This is a genomic window from Sphingomonas sp., from assembly GCF_003248515.1.
GTDB lineage: Bacteria > Pseudomonadota > Alphaproteobacteria > Sphingomonadales > Sphingomonadaceae > Sphingomonas_I.
This window is the reverse complement of the sequence record NZ_QFOB01000006.1, coordinates 1-21,430: the sequence shown is the minus strand read 5'-3', so window position 1 is coordinate 21,430 and position 21,430 is coordinate 1. Positions and strand designations below refer to the sequence as shown.

The 21,430-nt window shown below is 64.7% G+C and carries 12 protein-coding genes and 1 pseudogene; 8 read left to right on the top strand and 5 right to left on the bottom strand.

All coding sequences use genetic code 11. The features are described 5' to 3' along the window. Positions 1-2: 2 nt before the first annotated feature. Positions 3-740: a GntR family transcriptional regulator gene (locus DI605_RS11185; protein WP_293973458.1), complete on the bottom strand. Its 738-nt coding sequence runs from the start codon at positions 738-740 to the stop codon at positions 3-5. 288 nt (positions 741-1,028) lie between these two features. On the opposite strand from DI605_RS11185, the gene DI605_RS11180 reads away from it, so the two are divergent. Then, complete coding sequence (locus tag DI605_RS11180; RefSeq protein WP_293973455.1) at positions 1,029-2,219, top strand: hypothetical protein; 1,191 nt, start codon at positions 1,029-1,031, stop codon at positions 2,217-2,219. Positions 2,220-2,430: 211 nt separating this feature from the next. Next, the gene (locus tag DI605_RS11175; protein WP_293973453.1) at positions 2,431-3,054 is read left to right on the top strand and encodes a PEPxxWA-CTERM sorting domain-containing protein; all 624 of its coding nucleotides are present in this window, start codon (positions 2,431-2,433) and stop codon (positions 3,052-3,054) included. 136 nt (positions 3,055-3,190) lie between these two features. Here DI605_RS11175 and DI605_RS11170 read toward each other — a convergent pair whose 3' ends face one another. Next, entirely contained in the window at positions 3,191-10,801 is a 7,611-nt protein-coding gene (locus DI605_RS11170; RefSeq protein WP_293973450.1) for an S-layer family protein, read from the bottom strand. A 416-nt stretch (positions 10,802-11,217) separates the two neighbouring features. Here DI605_RS11170 and DI605_RS11165 point away from each other — a divergent pair, with 416 nt between their 5' ends. Genes DI605_RS11165 through DI605_RS11155 form a run of 3 tightly spaced genes read left to right on the top strand, consistent with a single transcriptional unit; the run spans position 11,218 to position 15,613 of the window. Beyond that, a complete protein-coding gene (locus DI605_RS11165; RefSeq protein WP_293973447.1) occupies positions 11,218-12,561 on the top strand; it encodes a TolC family protein in 1,344 nt (447 codons plus the stop codon). Next, the gene (locus DI605_RS11160) at positions 12,558-14,318 is read left to right on the top strand and encodes an ATP-binding cassette domain-containing protein (protein WP_293973445.1); all 1,761 of its coding nucleotides are present in this window, start codon (positions 12,558-12,560) and stop codon (positions 14,316-14,318) included. Before DI605_RS11165 ends, DI605_RS11160 begins: the two co-directional genes overlap by 4 nt. Then, the gene (locus tag DI605_RS11155; RefSeq protein WP_293973442.1) at positions 14,318-15,613 is read left to right on the top strand and encodes an HlyD family type I secretion periplasmic adaptor subunit; all 1,296 of its coding nucleotides are present in this window, start codon (positions 14,318-14,320) and stop codon (positions 15,611-15,613) included. The genes DI605_RS11160 and DI605_RS11155 overlap by 1 nt, the downstream gene beginning before the upstream one ends. A 701-nt stretch (positions 15,614-16,314) precedes the next feature. Here the strand turns inward: DI605_RS11155 and DI605_RS11150 are convergent. Next, positions 16,315-16,752, bottom strand: coding sequence for a hypothetical protein (locus DI605_RS11150; protein ID WP_293973439.1), 438 nt, complete (start codon positions 16,750-16,752; stop codon positions 16,315-16,317). A gap of 417 nt (positions 16,753-17,169) precedes the next feature. Then, positions 17,170-18,345: pseudogene (locus tag DI605_RS11145) on the bottom strand (OB-fold nucleic acid binding domain-containing protein); the annotation flags it as partial. Positions 18,346-18,677: 332 nt separating this feature from the next. Here DI605_RS11145 and DI605_RS11140 point away from each other — a divergent pair. The 3 genes from DI605_RS11140 to DI605_RS11130 are packed head-to-tail and all read left to right on the top strand — an operon-like array spanning position 18,678 to position 20,095. Next, complete coding sequence (locus DI605_RS11140) at positions 18,678-19,262, top strand: alpha-ketoglutarate-dependent dioxygenase AlkB (RefSeq protein WP_293973437.1); 585 nt, start codon at positions 18,678-18,680, stop codon at positions 19,260-19,262. A 46-nt stretch (positions 19,263-19,308) separates the two neighbouring features. Next, a complete protein-coding gene (locus DI605_RS11135; RefSeq protein WP_293973434.1) occupies positions 19,309-19,863 on the top strand; it encodes a hypothetical protein in 555 nt (184 codons plus the stop codon). Next, a complete protein-coding gene (locus DI605_RS11130; RefSeq protein WP_293973431.1) occupies positions 19,799-20,095 on the top strand; it encodes a hypothetical protein in 297 nt (98 codons plus the stop codon). Before DI605_RS11135 ends, DI605_RS11130 begins: the two co-directional genes overlap by 65 nt. Before the next feature lie 16 nt (positions 20,096-20,111). On the opposite strand, the gene DI605_RS11125 is transcribed toward DI605_RS11130, so the two are convergent. Further along, on the bottom strand, positions 20,112-20,798 hold the full coding sequence (locus DI605_RS11125) for a hypothetical protein (protein ID WP_293973428.1): 687 nt from the start codon (positions 20,796-20,798) through the stop codon (positions 20,112-20,114). Between the last annotated feature and the right edge of the window lie 632 nt (positions 20,799-21,430).

Below are 21,430 nucleotides of genomic sequence, written 5' to 3'. Positions count from 1 at the left end.
TCTCAGGCGTCCAGTTTGAGGCGATAGACATAGGCGTCGCCGCGGAAAGTGCCCTCGACATATTCGAGCATCACGCCGCTAAGCGCGTGGGTCTTGCGCTTGATCAGCAAACAGGGAAATGGCTGCTCGAAGCCGAAAATCTCGGCTTCTTCCTGGTTCGGCATTGTCGCTTCGACCGTCTGATCGCACGAAGCTGGGGGCAGGCCTTTGGCAGCGAGCTGGCCGTAGATTGATTGGGTCGGGTCGGCATCGGCAAGGAATGGCGCGGCCTCGAGGCTGTACCAGGCGGATTCGCGCGACAATGGCACATCATCGCCTAGTCGTACCCGGACCAATCGCAGGAATTTAGCCGTCGAAGGAAGACCGAACAGCGACGCGACCGAACGATCTTCCACAATGCGACACTCGAGGACGCGCACTGAGGGTCTGCGGCCCAGCTTTTCCAGTTCTTCCGTGAACCCGCGCAGGCGATCCATACCTGGGCGCAACCGCGCAGCTTCGTTCTGGATGATCGAACCCTGTCGGCCCTGTCCGGCCAGTAACTGCCGTTCACGCAGTATCGCGTAGCTTTGCTGAACTGTCGAGCGACTGATCCCGAGAGCTTCGGCAAGTTTGCGCTCTGGTGGGAGGCTGTCTCCCACCGCGAGTTGCCCACTTTCGATCAACTCGATCAACTGCTCCTCGAGCTGTAGATAGAGCGGTCGGGCCGTGTTGTGATCGAGATGAAGAAGATGCTCCAACGCCCTGACCCTCAGCTGCCAACGCGCATTTCTCGCAAAATGCCGTTCGTATGCTTCCCACATAGGGGAGGATTGGTTCGGTCAGTAGATGCGGAACTGTGAATAATGGTTAACCGGCCAAGTGGAACGCTGGGCGCCGGAATATTGCGGCCGGCGGCGCGTCGCGGAATTTTCGAGTGCAATTCCGCGCATCGACGCGGATCGGCCCGCCTTTCCCCGGATTGAGATACGGCATGGTATTGGTATGGTCAGTCCAGCTTCGATCGAGGATGTTACGGCCCCCATGGAATGACGGACATTCTCGCCACATGGGAGTTGGGATTGCGATACGGGCATGTCGCCATGCTCGATGCGCTCGCCGCGCCCCTTGTCGAAGCGGGCCACACGGTGACGCTTGCGGCGAAGGATTTGGTCACGGTCGCGGCACTGCCGAACCCACGCTTCGCCCGCGTAATACAGGCGCCGCTCTACTTGCGCCGCCCGCCCCGGCGGACCGCGACGATCACCTACGGCCAGGTCATCGCGGATGCCGGCTTCGCCGAGCCGCAGGCGATCGAGGCGCTGGTCAAGGCGTGGCTGGTCCTGTTCGATCTGGCCAAACCCGACATGATCGTGGCCGAACATGCGCCGGTCTCGTTGCTCGCCGCGCATATCGCCGGAATTCCCGTCGTTCGGATAGGGACCGCCTTCTCCGCCCCGCCCGCGATCAGGCCGATGCCCCGGCTGATATCGAGGACGGTCGCGCCTGCCGGCCCGGATGACGACCCCGATCGGGAGATCGATGCCGCGATTGAGGGGACACTGAGTCGATTTGATCGTCCGGCCGTGGGGGGCATCGCCGGATTGCTGGGCCAAAGCATTGAATTTCTGACCTCCTGGCCGGAACTCGATTTTGCGGGGACGCGCGCGGGGCGGGCTTATTACGGGCCGCTGCTCAGCTTCGGCGGCACCGCCCGACCGGCCTGGCCGACCGGCGACGGGCCGCGGACTTTCCTCTATATGCCCTTCGAACATCCCGCTGCGACGGCCTTGATCGAGCTACTGGGCGCGCGCGGATGGCCGGCAATCTGGCATGCGCAAGGCACGCCGCCCCAAGCATTGCCACCCTCTATCCACTATAGTCCGGAACCGGTCGATATCGATGCGATCCTCACGGAAGCGGCGGTTCTGGTGGGTCGCGCGGGGCACGGATTGTCGTCCGCCACGCTGCGGCACGGCGTACCCAGCCTCGTTTTTCCGGACACGCTGGAGGCAGGTCTGGTGGCCTCCTGTCTCATCCGTGCGGCGCTGGCCGTGATGCCGCGGAAGCCGAGCGGCACCGCGATCGCCGAGGGGCTGGACACGCTGACGACCGATCCGCGGATCGCCGCCGCCTGCGCCCAAATACGCCTGCGATATGGCCGCTACGACCCGGTGGCGGCGGCGAAACGCATGGCCGCCGACATCCTCGCAACGACCCGCCCGGCGACGATTTCCTGACGCTTTCGCCAACCGAAGTACGGACCGAATTCGGACCTTTTTTGGTCGTGCTTTTGGATTGGATGATGTATGAAAAATCGGCGGACGGTTTCCGATCCGTTAGGAGCTGTCGACTGCCGTTTCGGCAAGGTCGAAAGCCAGACCCCGTAGCGTTTTGTAGGGAGGACGAATGATGCGGATGCGGCAGATAACGCATTGGATTGTCGGGGCGATGATCGTTGCGGGTACACCGGTGGCGGCCGGCGCCACGATCACCCAGACCTTCTCGAACCGGGCCGACTTCGTGGCGGCGACCAGCGGCGGATCGACCCTGACGTTTAATCTGGGCGCATCGTATGACGCGCCGAGCTACAGCGTCGGCCCGCTCACCATAACCGCGCCCGGCACGAACGTGTACGGTGCGGGGAATCTGGTTTCCACGGAGATCGACAGCAATGCGCTGGTGTTCACGTTCTCCACGCCGATCACGGCGCTCGGCCTGTTCGGCGGCGTCGCGGATGAGAATTTCAACTATATCGATGGAACGCTGTCCATCGCCCTCAATGGCGGGGCCACGGCGTCGCTGACGGCCAAAGGCGGGTCGGCTGCCTATCTGGGTTTCATCAGCGACACGGCCATCAGCCAGGTCACGCTTTCGATCGCCTCGTTCGATGTCAACGCGACGTCGGCGCCATTTGCCACTTTAGAGCAGCAGATCGATGTCGCAGGCGGGCGCGACACGAATGGCGCCGTGCCCGAACCGGCGACCTGGATGATGATGATCGTGGGCTTCGGCTGCGTCGGCGGATCGCTTCGTCGAACGCAGCGGCTGTTGCGGATCGGACAGCCGGCCTGACGGCGTCGGGTTCTTTCCAGGGCCCGAACGAGTGAGGCGGAGCGGGTGAGGAACCCGCTCCGCCTTTTCATTTCCAGTCTCCGAGACGCCCGCCCCGCACCATGCACCGGTCGCGGGCGGCGACGCGTCGTCCGGCTCAGAGCGGGATCAGCTCGTGATTGGCGTTCAGCTGCTGGGGATGATCGTAGAAGGCAACGGCCATCAGTGCCGGATCGCCATTGCCCGTATCGAACGCCGTCATCGACATAGATGTGACGGCTTCCTTGACCTCGCCGACCGTCACGCTGTCGACCATGAAGGCGCCCGCAGCCGCGCTGACGACCACCGATGCGACATCGTGCAGGCCCGAGACGTCGAGACTGGCGCCACCGGCCGTTTCGCTCCGGACCAGAGCACCGCCGGCGTCATAGAATTGGAGCAGCGCGGAATCGCCGGATTCGAAGCGGGCAAAATCGATCTCGAAATTGGTCACGCCGCCGCTGGCGAACTCAAAGCGCAGCGCTTCCGTGCCGCCAATGTCCTGCGGGGTGCTGGTCATGGCGCCCGCCATGCCGGAAACGCCGAGATCGCCGGCCAGCATGTCGCTACCCGAAAGGATACCGGGATTGAGCGTCCCGAAATCGACGGCGCTGTAGGCGGGCGTCGATATCGTATGGTCGGCCGTGTGGGTGATCGTGATGCCGTCCGCCGTCCACGCATCGTGCCACGCATTGGGCTGGGTGCGATTATAGCGTTCGGGCGCGTTGCCGATCGTGCGGGTCAGCGTCTCGATACTGTCGTCGACGAGCACGCCCAGCGGCGCGACAGGATCGGTGATGCCTCCACCCGAGACTGCGACGGACACGGACTCCGTCCGCTCGCCGTCATTCTTGCCGTCGGGCAAGGCCAGCATGTCGAACGTGCCGTCATAAGGACCGCCCGCAGCGACCGTGCGCGTCACCGCGACGCCCGCGCCCGCGCCGAGATCGAGGCCAGCGGTGGGATCGAACGTGATCGTCACCGGGCTCGATGCGGTCGCGCCGCCGGGCAGGACGACATGATAGCCGACCGTGCGCATATCGCCCTCGTCCAGCGGCGTACCGTCGCGATCGATCGAGAAGGTGGCGTGCGTCTCGGCCGAGAGGCTGCCCGCCTTGATCAGGATGCCGGAGTCCAGCAGGCCGTCGCGCACGTCGCGCGCCTCGATCGTCAGCACATTCTCCTGGCCGACGTTGATCGCGCCGGTGAAGTGCAGCACCTTGCTGTAGGCATCCGCGCGCGTTTCGGCGGCGGAAGGCCCGGTGAGGGCGGGATTGTAGATCAGGTCCGAGCCCTGCATGTCGGTCCGGAGGCTGAAGATGTCGCTGCCCGCATCGGGGCCGGCGGCCGGCGTCGCCAGCGTGTTGACGCTCGCAAACGATCCGTCGCTGAGTCGGGCGAGATTCACGCCGTTCAGCATGATCTTGAAATCATCATTATATTCGGACTGCGCGAACTCCATCAGCTCTTCGGAGAAGAAGACGAAGTCGAGCGCGATATCGGTGACGGTGCCGTCCGTATGGCCGGCCATGTCGGTCGGCGTGAAGGTGTAGGTCAGGGATACCGTATCGTCATCGCCGCCCGGCAGGCCGAGATCGGTGCTGAGATCGGTCGGCGCATCCAGTCGCGTGTTCGAAGCGGTGAGGCCACCCGTGAGCTTCTCGCCCGCGACGTCGCCGGATTCGACCACGTAGAGATAGAGCGGCCCGTCACTCGGCACGCCGTCGCGCAGATCGAAGCCGATCGATCCGGCATCGCCCAGCGTCAGATCGCCGGTGCCCGCGTAGCCGTCGGCATCCGCCACGCCGAGCGTCGCTTCCCCGAAGTCGGGCATCTTGTTGACGGCGCCAAGCAGATCCGAGGCATTCGGGAAGTTGCCGCCGCCCGCGCGCTGCGTACCGGGATCGTAGCGCGTCTCGGCCGTGTTGAAGCCGAACGCATCCAGGTGCGACAGTACGCTCGTATTGTTGAAATCGGCGCGGGTGGCGAAGCTGTCGACCTTCTGCGTGCTGAGCACCAGCGCGTCGATATCGAACCCGCTCGCCTTGCCGCCGCTGCCTCCGAAGCCGGAAGCGCTGTCTCCCAGCACCAGCGATTTGATGTCGAAGCCGAGATTGGAGAGATCGGCGCGATAGATGGTCGCGCCGCCATCCGCGGTGAACGCCGCGACCTGCTGGAAGGTGAGGTTGACGGTTTGCGACTTCACGGTGCCGCCGTCGATCAGGTTGGGGCCGGCGAGATCGCTGACATCGCCGGTCGAGAGCACGATGCCCGAGCCGAGCCCGAAGGGATCGCCCGAGAACGTGCCGAAGCCAGCCGAATTTCCCTCGATCGTGAGCGTCCCCTGGCCGAGCGGCGAGAAGCTGCCGCCGAACAGAGCGCTCTTGAGCGTGTCCGCATCGCCGGTCTGGGTGACCCATGAGGCGTCGAGAGGCGACAGATCGGCGGTCAGCGCCGACACGTCGGCGGTCCTCGCCAGGCTCGCCGTCGTCGCGTCGGCGACCAGATCCGCATTGGCGGGCGCCTGCAGCAGATCGGAGAAGTCCGTCCGGTAATCGACATAGTAGGCGTGGAGATCGAAGCCGGTGACGCCGACCAGTTCGGCGATCAGCTCGTCCGCCGCCGGATTGGGGGCGCCGGTGACCGAGATGCCGTCGCGATAGTAAATGAATGTCGAGCCGTCATGCTCCTCGCTCCGGTAGAGGCCCGCGTCGACATGAGTGGAACTCGTCCACAGCGCCAGCTTGTCGGCCGCCTTGTCGAAATCGGTGATGATGGCGCGGTTGTCGTCGGAGACGAGCTCCGAATTGAAGAGCGGCGTGCCATAGCCCGATGCGAAATCGCGGTAGAGCGGCCCGCTGATCGACCCGAGCACGAAGGTGTCGGCCCCCGCCCCGCCGGTCAGGTGATCGATCTCGTTAATATCCGGGATCTGGCCGCGACCATTGTTGGAACCGGCGAGAATGTCGTCGCCGTTTCCGCCGATCAGCGTGTCGTCGCCCGATCCACCGATGAGCACGTCATTGCCGTCGCCGCCGTCGAGATAGTCGTCGCCGCGCAGGCTTTCCGAACCCGTAGCGCGGCCATAGCCGTCGTCGATCGTGAGGTTGAAGCCGAACGCCAGGTCGGTGCCGACGAGGAGGTCGTTATGCGCCGAACCCACGGCCGAGATCCGCTCGATATTCTCGAACGTCACGCTGTCGTTGCCGGAGCTGTAATTGCCCTCGTTCGAGCGGATGCTGTCGACTGTGTCCTGCCCTGTGCCGAGATAGTAGCTGTCGATCACCCAGCCCGTATCGTAGGTGGAGACCGCGCTGATCACCGCATCCGTGGAGTGGCTGTAATCCAGCACGAGCTGATCACCGGCGGCGCGCAGGATGGTCTTCGCCTCGGGATAGGAATCGAGGAACACACGGCCGTAATTGGCGAAGGGTTCGACCACCGTGCCGCCGGGGAAATCCATTCCGCCATTCACATAATCGAGACCGAGGCCCGGCGTGATGACGTCGCTGCCAAAGCCCGTATTGAAGCTGTTGTCGAAACGGCCCGGCTGGGTGACAACATCGTTGCCGTCGCCGGTGAAAACATCACGCAATATCTCGAAATTCCGCGCCGAGCCGCCAGTATCCGGCAGGATCAGGTTGATGCCGGAAAATTCGCTCGTCCCGTCACCACCCGTCAGCGTGACGTCACCGCGATAGCCGCCACCGCCGAAAGCGCCGCTATACCCCGTCGTAATCGAGAGCGTATCGATGCCGAGCCCGCCATCGAGCGAGAACACCGTTGGTGTGGCGGCCTCGGAATAATTGACGAAATCACTGCCCTTGCCCGCGGAGACCCAGTCCGCGCCACTGCCCGCGTCGACATAATCGTCACCACCGCCCGTGCTGATCGTGTCGTTGCCAGTGCCTCCCTGGATCGTGTCCGCGCTGGCGGTGCCGGTAACGCGGATCTGTTCGATATTGTCGAAATTGACGCCGTCCAGCAGCGCGCCGCCCGTCGTCAGCCTCTGGAACGATCCGCTGGTCGCGCCGACATAGGCGAAGCCGCCAGTGACGCCGAGGCCCGTATCGCCGCGCGAATAATCGAGCACCAGCGTGTCGACATCGTTGCCCGGATCGCCCCGTCCGTCGACATAATCGGTGCCGCCGCGCGACAGCCCTGGATCGATCTCGTTGTTGCCGTCGATCCCGAAGATCGGAATGTTGGCATTGCCGATCAGCGTGTCGGCCTTGTCCGATCCGCGCAGATTCTCGATGCCGGTTAGCGTATCGCCCAGTGCGTCGCCGGCGCTGCCGGTCCCGGCGGTGAGATCGACGATCACGCCGAGTGCGGACGAACGATAATCGGCGCGATCGCGGCCCGATCCGCCATTGATCGCGTCGGCGCCCCTGCCGCCGACGATGTCGTCGTCACCGCCGAGCGCCGAGATGCTGTCATCGCCATCGAGGCCGCGGATCACATTGTACTGATCGTCGCCGGTAAGGCTGTCATTCTGGTTCGATCCGTCGAGATCCTCGAATGAATTGAAGACCGACCCGTCGGGCAGCACGTAGCGGACCGTATTGTCGTCGCCATTGCCGTCATGCAGGTTGATCGAGACCCCGCGGCCGGAAACCAGCGCGTAGCTCAGCAGATCGCGTCCCGGCGTGAAGAGCGCGGAGGGATTGTTGATCGTGTCGGCCGAACCATTGCCGTCGATCACATCACCGTCGGCATCGCCATAGACGATGTCGCTGCCCGCGCCCGCATAGATCGTGTCGTGGCCGCCGCCGCCCTCGATCGTGTCGTCGCCGAACCAACCGTCGAGGACGTTGTCCGAAGCGTTGCCGATCAGCACGTCGCCCGCGAACGATCCCTGGACGTTCTCGATGCTGTCGAGCTGGTCGCCCGCCGCGTCACTGAAATAACCACGGCCGGTCGCCAGATCGACGTAGACCAGGCCGTTCGACGTCGCATAGCTGGTGGAGTCGGTGCCGGCGCCGCCGACGAGCAGGTCCGCACCGCCGCCGCCCAGCAGGAAATCGTCCTTCGATCCGCCGTAGATCCGGTCGTCGCCGTCGAGGCCCTCGATCGTGTTCGACTGGTTCGGATTGCCGTGCAGTTCATCGTCGAAGTGCGAGCCGATGAGATATTCGACGCTGTAAAGTACATCGCCCTGCGCCTCGCCACCCGTGCCGACGAAGCCGTCGCGGCCGTTGACCGTGCCCCACTTGAAGGTGACGCCCTCGGCCGAATGTTCGTAGGTGACCTGATCGGTGCCATCGCCGCCGTCGATGATGTCGGCGCCCAACCCACCCTCGAGAACGTCGTCGTCATTGCCGCCGAACAATGTGTCGTTGCCGGCGCCGCCGATCAGATGATCCTCGCCATCGTCGCCATAAAGCTCATCATTGCCGGCGCCGCCTACGACGAGATCGTCTCCGCCATTGCCTTCGAGATGGGCATTCTGCGTCACATCGGCGGCGATCACGATCGTGTCGCGCTCATTGCCCATCTGCGCGTAGATGAACGTCGGCACGTTACCGTCCGAGCCATAATGCTCGTTGATATTGTACGCGGAGACGTCGAGCTGGCCCGGAATCAGGTGGCCCTGATCGTCATAGGCGTTGCGAACCTGGAAGGCTTCGGCGCCGTCCGTGCCATGCTTGCCCTGGATCGAGCGATCGTCGGCGCGCGTCCCCGCATTGATTGCGAGCACGCCGGGCGCGACGCCGCCCGCCGGCCCGAGCGTGGCGAGCCCGAAGCCGGGATCGGTTGCATCGCCATGACAGCCGAAGTTGAACTCCGCGAGCGTCACGTCGGCAATGTCGAACTTGCGCGACACGCTGAATGGCCCGAAGCCGACCTTGGCCTTGACGAATACCTCCACGCCAAGTTCGCCGTGGATCGGATCGAAGATGCAGCCGCCGTCGCCGATCGTGGCGAGATAGAGCTTGCCGTTGCTGTCGGCGCTCGGGAAATAGGCTTCGAGATCGGCGGTCAGGCCGCCGCCCACCTGCGCCGATGCGAAGCCCACGTTGATGCCGGCGGACGCATAGACACCCGCTCCCACAAGGCCCGCCGGAGCATAGTAAGCGAGCTCGTCGCCCACCATCTTCGGCGTCGGCAGCTTGGCGGTGGTGAAGTAGAAGCCGTCCGCGAAATTGCCGGTCGCGATGCCCTTGGTGTCGTAGCCGAAATCGACATCGACCCCGGCCGAGAAATTGCCGCCGAAGAACACGCCGATCGGGCCGATGATCGGGAAGAACTGCTCGTAGCTCGCATCGTAGGTGAGTGCGGGCACGTCATACTGGATCAGCGTCACTGGCGCGCTGCTGCTGTTGAGCAGCAATGGCACGATCGTACCTTCCGGGTCTGTCAGCAGCGGGATTGAAAGGCCCACGGTGTTGAGCGTGTCCACCAGCGGCTGGAGCAGGCCGCCAAGGCCGCTCTTAGGTGCGGGCGGATTGCCGCCGAGCGTGTCGGCCAGCCCGTCAAGGGCGCTGCCGAAGGGATCGTCCGAGGGCGGCGTGTAGTCGGGGCCGGATGCGTCCAGCGCCGCGAAGCCCATTCCCGGAGCGTCGCCCAGCAACGTGATCGAGCCCAGATCGACATGATCGGCCTCGCCGGCGCCCGTGGAATCGTTGATGCCCTTGATGAAGTTGAAGGCGACCGCGAAGGCATTAAGCACGTCCTTGTTCGCGCCGCCCGCCGCCGCCAGATCGAGCAGCGTGATCATGTCGTCGTGACCGACCAGATCGAACACCTGCATCAGGTTGAGCGCGTGGCTGGCGTCATCGATGACCGGCAGCGGCGTCGTCACCGCATCCAGCAGATCGCCGAGCGGAAATTCGCCGAACACGTCGCTGATGAGCGGGCTGAACACGTCGGACAGCCAGTCGACGAAGGAGCCCAGATCCAGCTGGATGTTGGCGAGCTGGATGGTGGGCGTCGCGCCCAGCGCCGAGAGGCCGGAGGACGGATCGAAATCGGTGACGTGATAATTGATGATGAGATCGGTCAGAACCTTCGGGATCAGACTGGTCTCGTCGGTCAGGAGACCGGCAGAAAGGCCCAGATCGAGGTTCGCGTCGCCGCTGATCGATGTGGTGAAGTCCGCCGCCGTCAGCGCGGTCACGTTCTGGCCGTCCGCGAAGTTGATTGCCGCCTTCAGCGCGATTTCGGGCGTGGCGAGCTTGTCGGTCGCATCGATGTCTAGGAAACCGAGATCGCCCTTGCCGTTCAGGTCGAGGCTGCCGTCGATGCCCAGGCTAAGTTCGTCCGTGCCCTTGTCGACGATCGTCAGCGCGTGCGTGCCTTCGGCGTCGAAGCTGAAATTGGCATCGAGCCCCGCCGTGAGCGCATAGCCGGCGCTGCCGTGCAGCTTGATGCCGAGCGCGCTGGATCCGGCTGCCAGGTCGAACTGCTGCGCGGCGGGCGAGAAGTTGTCGCTGGCGCCGATATGGATGAGGACCTTGCCGCCGCTGGCGGTCGCCTCCACCCCATCGAGCGCGTCGAGTGCGCTGGCGATCGCTTCGGCCGATGTGGCGGTGTCGACGCTGTCGATCGCGCCGAGGATGGCCGACTTGATCGTGCTGAAGAATGGAATGGTGCCGGTGATCGCGTCCTGCACGGTGTGCCCGACGAGCGGGACGTCGACACCCAGCGCCTGATCCAGCGCAGTTTCCGTTATGCTGTTGAAAAAGCTGTTGACCTCTGCCCGCAGATCGTCGGTGAGCGTTGACATCGCCTGCCTCCCCCAAATCAAAGCAACATGAACACGACTCGTTATTACGGGTCCATAACCCATCCAAACCAGCAATGTCATTAACCAAACATTCACTCTTCGATACAGCTCTCGGAGAGCCGCGCAGCGCAGTGCCTGGACTCATCCCTTTGTAATAAATCGGTTTCGAGATTCCCCTCGCCGCTTGCACACGAAGGGACGCCCATCCGCGCCGCCTATTTCCGCCATTTTCGGAAACGAGCCATTCACATTCGGCGATTTTGGCTTGGCTTTGGATGGATCGCCAGATAAGCCCGGTTTCGGCCCGATGTGAGGGCCGGGTGGGGTATCGTCAGCGGCCTATGCAACCGGACGCGGAGCGGTGGTGGAGGGGAACAGATTTCGGACGCCCGATCCGGATCGCGTTCGCATGCGGCGTGGCCATCGCCGGCGCGGCGGGCGCCCTCGCCGATCCGGCAGCCGAGCCGGCGCCCGATCCCATCCTGGCTCTCGCCCGTCCCACTCTGTCCGGCGCCGCCTTCGCGGAAGTCGTGTCGACGGCGGTCCTGCGCCATCCCTCGCTGGGGGAAGCGATCGCGAACGAGAAGGCGGCGGCGGGCGCACATCTCGAGGCACGCGCCGCGTTGCTGCCAACCGCCGATGTCTCGCTCTATTCGGCGCGCGTCCTGGCCCGCGGCTTCTCGAATGATCCGGACACAGTCTACGAACGATCGCGGGCCAATAGCCGCACCGACGTCAGCGCGAGCCTGACCCAGACATTGTTCGATTTCGGCGCCACCGCGCAGCGGATAGGTGGTGCGAGCGCAAGGCTGCGTGCCGCCGCCGCCGGGATCGATGTCGCGGCCGATCAGGCAGCCCTGCGGATGGTCGCCGCGTGGTATGACGTTTTCACGTTCCGCGCGCTGATCGTGCTGGCGGATCAGCATGTCGCCCGGCAGCAGGGGCTGCGACGCGATCTCGGCGTCAGGATCGAGCGCGGCTATTCGGCGGAGGGCGACCTGCTGCGGGTGGACAGCGCGCTGGCTGAGACCGCCGCGCGCGCCGCCGGCTATCGTCGCCAGCTCGCCAATGCGGAGGCGCGCTTCCAGGAGCTTTCGGGGACGCTTCCTCCGCCGACGCTGGGGCGTGCACCGCCCGCCGCGCCGACGCTGGCGAGCATCGACATGGCGCGCGGCGCAGCAGACCGTCTGCCGATGGTGCGCGCGGCCGAGGAACAGGCGGCCGGCGCCAATGCCGATGCGCGCGCCGCGAAGGCGGATCGCTATCCCAGCCTGTCCGCCGGGGTCGATGCGGGACGCTACGGCGTCTTCGAGGACAGGCGGGATTATGACGTCCGGGCACATATCACCGTGCGGCAGCGTTTTTCGATGGGGCTGATCGCGCGCGCCCGTCAGACCGATGCGCAGGCCGATGCGGCGGCCGCGCGCGCCCAGCGCATCCGCGAGGAAGCCGAACGCGACGCCGCCATCGCATGGACCGACGTCCGCGCGCTGGACGGTCAGATCGCCGCGCTCGAGGCAAGCTATGTCGCCGCGCGCCGCTCGCGCGAGATGCTGGCCGAGAGGTTCCGGCTCGCGCGCGGCACGTTGTTCGATGTACTGGAAGCGGACGATGCCGAGTTCCGGGCCGCGACCGCCTATATCGAAGGGCTCGGGGATCGCGATGCCGCCCAATATGCCCTGCTGTCACGCACGGGGCGCCTGCTGGACACGCTGGGGATCGACGTGGCGGATGCGACACCGCGGGGAGGCAGGCGATGAAGCCGGAAGCGGATGCCGAAAGCCGGAGCCTCGCCTCGTGGATGGCGGCGCCGATGTGGGCCAACAGGGGCCTCTACATCCGCGTGGTCGTCGCCGCGACGATGATCAACCTGTTCGGCCTCGCCAGCTCGATCTTCGCAATGACGGTCTATGACCGCGTCCTGCCGAACAACGCGCTTGCCTCGCTGGTCGGCCTGTCGATCGGGCTCGCGGTGGTGGTCGTCTTCGATTTCCTGCTCCGAGGGCTGCGCGCCTATTTTGTCGACATTGCCGGCGCGAATATCGACCGCGAGATAGGCGAGCGAATGTTCGGCCGGTTGCTCGCGATGCGTCTTGCGCTTCGCAGCGGATCGACCGGCCAACTGACCGGGCTGATGCGCGAACTGGAATCGCTGCGCGATTTCTTCGCCTCGGCAACGCTGAGCGCGCTCGTCGACGTGCCGTTCATCCTGTTGACGTTGGCGATCATCGCGGTGATCGGCGGGTGGGTGGTGCTCGTTCCGCTCGCGGCGGTGCCGATCGTGATCGCATCCGCCTTGTTCACCCGCCCCACCCTGGAGCGGCTGGCGGGCAAGGCCATGACCGAGGGGATCACCAAGCAGGCGGTGCTGGTCGAAACGATTGGCGGCATCGAGACCGTCAAGGCGAACGGCGCCGGGCCGCTGCTCGCACGCCGCTGGATCGGGGCGATCGATCGGCAAGCCGATCACGCGCTCCGGCAAAGGATGGTGTCCGCGATCGGGATGAACGTGGTCGCGGCCGCCAATACGCTGAGTTATGCGGGCGTCGTAATCCTCGGGGTCACGCTGATCGTGGATCACCGGCTGACGATGGGCGCGCTGGTGGCCTCGTCCATGCTCACCAGCCGGGCGGTGAGCCCGCTCGCCCAGATCGCGCAGCTGCTCAGCCGCCTGACGGCGACCCGCACCGCCTATCGCCAGCTGGACGCCTTCATGCGCAAGCCGCTGGAAGGCCCGGAGGGACAAGGACTTCGCCCCGGCGCGATCGCCGGGCGCATCGGCCTGCGGAATGTAGCGTTCACCTATCCAGGCGCTGCCGAGCCTGCGCTGCGCGGCGTGACGTTTTCGATCGAGCCGGGCGAGCGTGTCGCCCTGATCGGGCGCGTCGGCTCCGGCAAGTCGACCATCGCCCGGCTGCTGCTCGGTCTGCACGAGGCGGCCGAGGGCGTGGTCCAGATCGACGGGACCGATATCCGCCAGTTCGATCCCACGGCCCTGCGGCGCAAAATCGGCGCGGCCCTGCAGGAGAGCGTCCTGCTTTCCGGTACGATCCGCGAGAATATCCTGCTCGACCGATCCGATATCGATGAGGAGGAGATGCTGCGTGCCGCCCGCCTGTCCGGCACGCACGATCATATCGGCAGCATCGCCAACGGCTATGATCTGAAGCTGACCGATCGGGGCGAAGGGCTTTCGGGGGGCCAGCGCCAGTCGATCGCGCTGGCCCGCGCGCTGGCCGGCCGCCCCTCCCTTATTATTTTCGACGAGCCGACCAGCGCGATGGACGGGCCGGGCGAGGCGCAGCTGATCGATCGGCTCGTGGATGAGGTCGCCGGACGCACCATGATCCTGATCACGCACCGCCCCGCTTTGATGCGGCTGGCGACGCGGATCATCGTGATGGAAGCGGGCCGCGTGATCGTCGATGGCCCCCGCGACGACGTGCTGGCGCGGCAGCGCGCGGCGGCCGCCGGCGGGGGGGCGGAGGCCGGCCCTCAAGGCGTGGCGGCCGCCTGATGTCCACCGCACCCCACTCTCTCGAGGACCTGGCGATACGTTTTCATCCGTCGCAGGCGTCCCGCATCCTGCTCTGGAGCATCGTCGGCTTCTTCGTGGTGGCGCTGGGCTGGGCGACGTTCACCAGGCTCGATCGGACGGTCCATGGCGTCGGTCGGGTCGTGCCGACCGCGCAATTGCAGGTCGTCTCCAATCTGGAAGGCGGGGTGGTCGAGAAGATCCTCGTCAAGGCGGGCGATCGCGTGAAGGCGATGCAGCCGCTCATCCGCCTGGATCGCACCGCCACCGGCGCCGAGTTCGGCAGCGGAGAGGCGGCCGTCCAGGCGCTGACCGCCAAGGTCGCCCGGCTGGAAGGCGAGGTCGGAGGGCATCCACCGCTATTCCCGGCAGACGCGGCCGAGGCGGTCGGTATCGAGGAGGCGCTCTACCGTTCGCGGCAGGCCGATCTCGCGAGCCTCTCGGCGGCGGGCGAGGCGCGCATCGCGCAGGCCCAGCGCGCGGTCGCCGAGGCCGAGGCGACCCTCGCCTCCAAGAGCGCGGCACGGGATGCGGCCAGATCGGAGGCGGATCTGATACGCCCGCTCGTGCTGCGGGGGATCGAGCCGCGCCTGTCCCTCGTCCAGGCGGAAAACCAGCTTGCGATCACCGCCGCCGACGCGAATGCGGCGGCGGCGGCGTTGGCCCGCGCGCGCGCCGGCGTCGCCGAAGCGCGCGCCACACTCACGCAAACCCGACAGGACTGGCGCGCGAAAGCGGCGGAGGATCTCGCCTCCGCGCGCGCCGATCTGGCGGCACGACGCCGGCAATTGCCCGCGCTCTCGGATAAGATGAGGCGGACGGAGGTCCGCGCGCCGCTCGCGGGACGGGTCAATCGGGTCATGGTCGCCACGGTCGGCGGATCGGTGCGGCCCGGCGATCCGCTGGTCGAAATCGTGCCCGAAGATGGCGCGCTCACCGTAGAGGTTCAGGTCCGACCTGAAGACATTGCGTTCGTCGCGGTAGGGCAGCCAGCGCGCGTCAAAATCAGCGCCTATGATTATGCGATCTATGGCGCAATAGACGGCCGTGTCGTCAATATCTCGCCCGATGCGGTCGCCAACGAGAAAACGGGCGAAATCCATTACGAGGTTCGCGTCCAGACGCACGGACAATTGACCGATGCGGACGGCAGACCGCTGCCGATTGGGCCAGGAATGGTTTCCGATGTAAGCCTGATCGGCGACAAACGTTCGGTGCTGTCTTATGTACTGACGCCTATTACACGATTGCGCGAAAACGCGTTTCAGGAGCGGTGATCGATCCGAACATTTTCGTATTCACACAGTTGGTCGCATCAGCCCCGCGACTTAAATATGCGGAAGAAGCGGCGGCTCGATCAGGTACGAGCCTCCGAATTTGTCGAGACCGGTCTGTTCAAACGAGCGTCCAAACAGATGAAAGCGCTTGCCGCCGCCTCTCATCGCTACCCTGATGTAGGACGCGCGACTCCTCGCAAGCGTTCGCGCAAGGGAACGTCATGGTCGGGTCTGGGTCACGCCAGCTTCGACAATCACGCTCTCGCCAGGATGTCACGCGATGACCTGACGAGTGCCGCGCCGATCGAGCGATTTCTGAACTGGATGGCGAACAAGCCGCCCGATTTCCATGCCCACCCGGTCGAAGCGGTAGGTCCGGGGAATTGTCTGCGCCGAGGTACGCAGCTGGCTCCACAAAAGGATGAGCCAAGCGTACGATGTCGGCCGCTCGCTGGACTGCGGCGGTGTGTCTTATGGATCCGGTCGGGCGAACGTCCCAATTGCAATGCGCGTGTGTGGATCGCGAATAGACCCACAGTTCACCCAGTGCTCTCCGCCAGCGGATCGTGCCGCCGCCATCCTCTCTAGCGAGGCGCTGCACGATCAGGTCCCGCAATTCAGCCGCTTTCACGTAACACTTTCCCTGCGGCGCAGGACCATGTCCCCTTAGCGCCGCGAGCAGCTGCGCTTAGCGGCGCGGGTCACCTCGGTGAATAGCCAAGCTCTGCCAGTCGTGCGCGACGCTTGAGCACACGCACGACGAGATCGAGGACCTTGATGCCAAAGATGGCCAGCAGGAGGCAGATGACGAGGAAGGTCGCTGAATGCGCCAATAAACCGCCGAGTGCTCGACCGACGATCGGTGGTATCACAAAAGCTTCGCCCATGAAGTGAATGGCGTCATTCAGCTTGACAAGGAGAGCCGCGCAGCACGCGATCGCACATATCGCGAGCACGAAGGCGATTACCAACTGGGCCATTTCGCCCAGAATGAGCAGCAGGCCGCGGCCGAATACTTCCTTTGTGGAAGCCGGCTGTGGGCCCGCCTCTGGTTTCAAAACGGTCGAGGCGGGCCTATCGCCCGCACTGGCCGTGTCGATGAGTGGTAGAGGGCGCGGCGCCCCGTCTTGATCGGTCATCGGCGTACCTCAATTGGGTCGACATGATAATGTGCGGGGTGGGCTCCGGTTGCGCCGCGAGCGCTAAGACTGATGCCGATCAGTACACGACGTGGTCGAATGCTAAGTGGCTTAATGAAGCTCATCGCGAGGAGCCGCCCTCGTCCTCATGCGCTGCGCCTCCGAGCCGAAGCTGCCGCACGATTCCGTTGAACGCGGCCGTGCACCCCTGCGCGCGGCCGATATCGTTCTCGCTGGCAGCCGCATCCCAGAACAACGCGAACGGCCAACGTTCGGGACAATGATGGAGCAGGCAGCGGAGCGCTAGACGGACCTCAATGCAGTCCACCCTGCCCTGCGCCGACCGCGTCATCGCAGCACGCAGTATCCGGAGCGAGAGTTCGATGACGATGCGCTGGTGACGCGAGGGCGACCGGCTCACCGGAAGTCACGGGTCTTGACCCGCACGACGTCCTCGGGGTCGGCGCCGGTCCGGAACGGCCGGTAATAGCCGTCCTTGGTGCGCGGCTGCCAACCGGGGTCGCCACGATCGGGTGAGCCGGGGTGCGTCGCACCATCGCCGCGCCCCGGCCGATGCGGGAACGACATCGCGCCGACCTGCGCCAGGAGCACCGTATGATCGACGATTCGCTTGCAGATGACATGGATCACCTCGCCCTCGCGCTGAACGATCCCCCGCATACCGATCATCGACGCCGACATGACGGTGCGCCGCTGCGCCTCGAAGCGGTCCGGCCAGAGAATGCCATTCGCGATGCCAGTCGCATCCTCGATCGTGATGAACAGCACACCCTTGGCCGAGCCGGGCTTCTGGCGAACGAGAATGATCCCGGCGACCTCCACCCGCCGCCCATCCTTGATCCGGGCAAGATCCGCGCAGCAGACGATGCCGCGTCGGGCAAGATCATCCCGCAGGAAGGTTAGCGGATGGGCTCTGAGCGAGAGCTGGGTGGAGCGGTAATCCTCGACCACCTCCCGGCCATCAGTCATTGGCCGGAGGGTCACCACGGGCTCCAGCCCCTCCGAGTTGAACGCCGCCTGACGCGCATCCGCAGCCGCGAACAGCGGCAGCGGCGCTTCGCCGAGCCCCCTCACCTTCCACAAGCCCTGCCGTCGCCCTTCGCCGAGGCTTCCGAACGCGTCCGCCTCGGCGAGCCGCTCGATCGCGACGCGCGGCACACCGGCACGCCGCCAGACCTCCTCGACCGAGCCGTAGGGCGTTTGCCCACGCGCGCCGACGATCGCAGCTCCGTGGAGATTGGCGAGCCCGCGCACCTGCCGCAGACCCAGGCGAACCGCCAGGTAGCGGCCGCTTGTCGGCTCCAGCGTGCAATCCCAGCGGCTCGCATTGATGCAGACCGGGCGGATCTCGACGCCGTGCTCACGCGCATCCCGCACGATCTGCGCCGGTGCGTAGAACCCCATTGGCTGTGCGTTCAGCAGAGCCGCGCAGAAGACGTCGGGATGGTGATGCTTCATCCAGGACGACGCGTACGCGATTTTGGCGAAGCTCGCCGCGTGGCTCTCAGGAAAGCCGTAGGAGCCGAACCCCTCGATCTGCTTGAAGGTCCGCTCGGCGAAATCGCGCGGATATTCGACCGAAGTGGTGACAGTGAGGGCCGGTCAACATATTACACGGCCGCCCTCAATGCCGGCTGGATGACCATCAACGAAGTGCGAGCGCAGGAGGGCCTTCCGCCTGTGCCCGGCGGGGATAGCCACGCGCGACCATGCCGTCGACGAGCTTGTCGTAAAAGTGGCTGACCCCACCCGCCGGTGCCACTCGCGCGATCATCCGGCGTAACCGGCACATGGCATGGCTGGACCATGCGTTGACCGAAGGCGAGATGCTGGTGACGCATCCCGCCGGCACGTTCGTTATCGAGCCGGCGCGTGCGCAACAGCAACGGCTGGCGATCTGATCGATGCTCGACCTATTCGAAGTCCCGCCCGTACCGGGGCTCGCGGCTCAGCCCCACTTCATTACGCGCGAAGAGGAAGAAGCGCTGATTGCGGCCATAGACACTCTGGATCTCACCCCTTTCCGGTTCCAGCAGTGGACGGGCAAGCGGCTCACCCGTAGCTTCGGCTGGAAGTATGATTTCGCGAGTGGCGCGCTGAGCCGCGGAGAGCCGCTGCCGGACTGGCTTCAACCGGTGCGGGAGCGCGCCGAGGCGTTTGCAGGTCTTTTATCCGGAGAGATCACGCAAGCCTTAATGATCCGCTACGATCCTGGTGCCGGGATAGGCTGGCACAAGGATCGGCCAATCTACGAGCATGTCGTCGGGCTTTCTTTAGGAGTTCCCGCGACCATGCGGTTTCGTCGCAAAGAGGAAGACCGCTGGCAGCGTATATCGCTGCCACTGGAGCCGCGCGGGCTCTATCATTTGAGTGGCGAGGTTCGCCATATCTGGGAGCACAGCATCGCGGAGATGGATAGCGGGAAGCGCTACTCGATCACATTCCGCAGCTTCTCGGACAAAGGTCGACGGCTCGCCGCCGCCCCGTGACAGCCGCAAACGGCTGATCTACGATGCGCGGCTTGCGGCGGCCGAGATGCTAGGTCTCGATCAGGTCCCGATCATTCGCATATCCCACCTGACCGAAGAGCAGCTGCGGCTGTTTGCTATCTTCGAGAACAAAGTGACTGAAGAGGCAGAGTGGGACGAAGCCGCTCTGGTTCTGGAATTCGAAGAGCTGAAGCTTACCGAGCCCACCTTCGAGCTGACCGACAGCGGCTTCGAAATTGCTGAGATCGACACCATGGCTGGTCGGGCCCGGACGGCGAAGCTTTCCGACTTCGACAGCACGGCGTTGCCCGACCACGCAAAGCGGTCGGTGACTCGCACCGGCGACCTCTGGCTGTGCGGCCGCCACCGGCTGCTCTGCGGTGACAGCACCGACCCCGCCACGATCCAGCGGCTGATCGGCGAGGCCAAGATCCGTCAGATCCTCACCGACCCGCCCTACAATCTCAAGACCAAGGATTTCTCGTCGACGGGCAAACATGGCGACTTCGCGGCCGACCAAGTCGATCATGATCTCCGTGGCTTTGCCGGCCTTCCTCCTCGGCATCGACCCGACCCGGCGGATCATCGTCATCAGCTATAATCAGGATCTTGCGGCCGACCTCGGGCAGAAGACGCGGCAGGTGATGCTATCAGCTTGGTACCGGCACCTGTTCCCCTCAACCGTGATCAGCAAACGAGCCGCCTCCCTTCAATTTTACACATCGGCTGGCGGCTTCCGGAAGGCGACGTCGATCGAAGGCACGCTGACCGGGCGGGGCGGCGATCTCATCATCCTCGACGATCCGCAGATGCAATTGCGCAAATCCACCTGATGCTGTCTGGCTTGCGTTAGTGGAGGGGGTGAATGGCCGTATTTTGGATCATTGGCGACCAGCTAATTCCTGAAAGCGAGCTTGCAACCAAAGCTCCAGATCTGTTGCGAGCTTCTGCGCCCGTCAGCTCCGGCAGTACGTTTTCGATAGCCGCCCAGTCGAAAACCGGCGTTAGCGCTTCAGCTTCTTTCACGTCTATCCGGCTCGGTAGTTGCTCGCCGCCGGTGAGATCGTTTCCGCCGCTGGCAAGCTGATCACAGCGATAAGCCGCGGTCAGTCGCAGTGGACCGCGACAGAGGAACTGAACTTCGGCCGTTCGTGCCCGGGCGCGTCGATGAGTCGCAGGAGCAGATGACGTGGAATCCTTCGCGCCGTTGAGCCGAAGGTCGACGGGTTCAGGTGCTTCGCGGGCAGCCCTACGCTTTGGTCGGCCGAGAAGATGCTGGTCGACCGCGCGCATTTGCTGACGCTGACCGACGGGATGGCCCGAAACCAGGGCCAGCTCGTCATCCACTATAAGAGGGACATTGAAGCCGTGCCGGTCAATGCCTGCCGCAAGCTTTCGGATTTGCGCTTGGCCATGCTTGCGAGTTTGGCGACGTCGCTTCCACACGCGCCGCGGCGCTACATACTCGATAGCGAGCCGGATCGCATCAAAGTTAGGGCGGGAAAGAGAAGTCGATGAACGAAGAGGTTTGCGCATCTGCGCCTCCGAGAAGAGTGGGCCCAAAACCCCGCCGGAGCGGGGATCCAAATGCGCTCGCCTGCTCGGTCCGCGGACCGTAGTTAGCGTTGGCGCTGGCTCCGAAGAGCCGCCTCGTCTTCTCAGAGCTCACCCGCGAAACACGGATGCGCTGTTTCCGACTTACTGCTGCTGACGATCGTCCGTCAAGGATTTCCGGAGATTGCCGCTCGGCTTCCCTTTTGAGATCGGCTGGAAGAATTTTCTCCCTTTCTGATGCCCTTTGCCACTCTCGTTGAAGGCGCTGTTTACAGAGCCTCTCACGGCTCTAAAGCGTAAATCTGCGCTGTCGTGCGGAACAGTTTTCCCCTTTCTTCCCCTTTTTTAAGGGAAACGGCGCACGAGACTGGTCCGCTCGCGACTGCGTCGCGCACCATCCTCCCAAAGCACCATAAACAAGGGAAACCGGGTAACGTCCGGCGGAACGGCCTTCTCGTGGGAAGCGCGCTTGGGTCCAGCGTGGGGCGCTTTGGGTAGGAAACGGGGCTCGACCCACTGACGTGCTCCCCAAAGCTCTACCAGTCATAACTGGAGTCCGGGGTTGGTATGGTGCCCCTCGGGGCGGTGTTGCACAACCCGCCTGGCAGCATCGG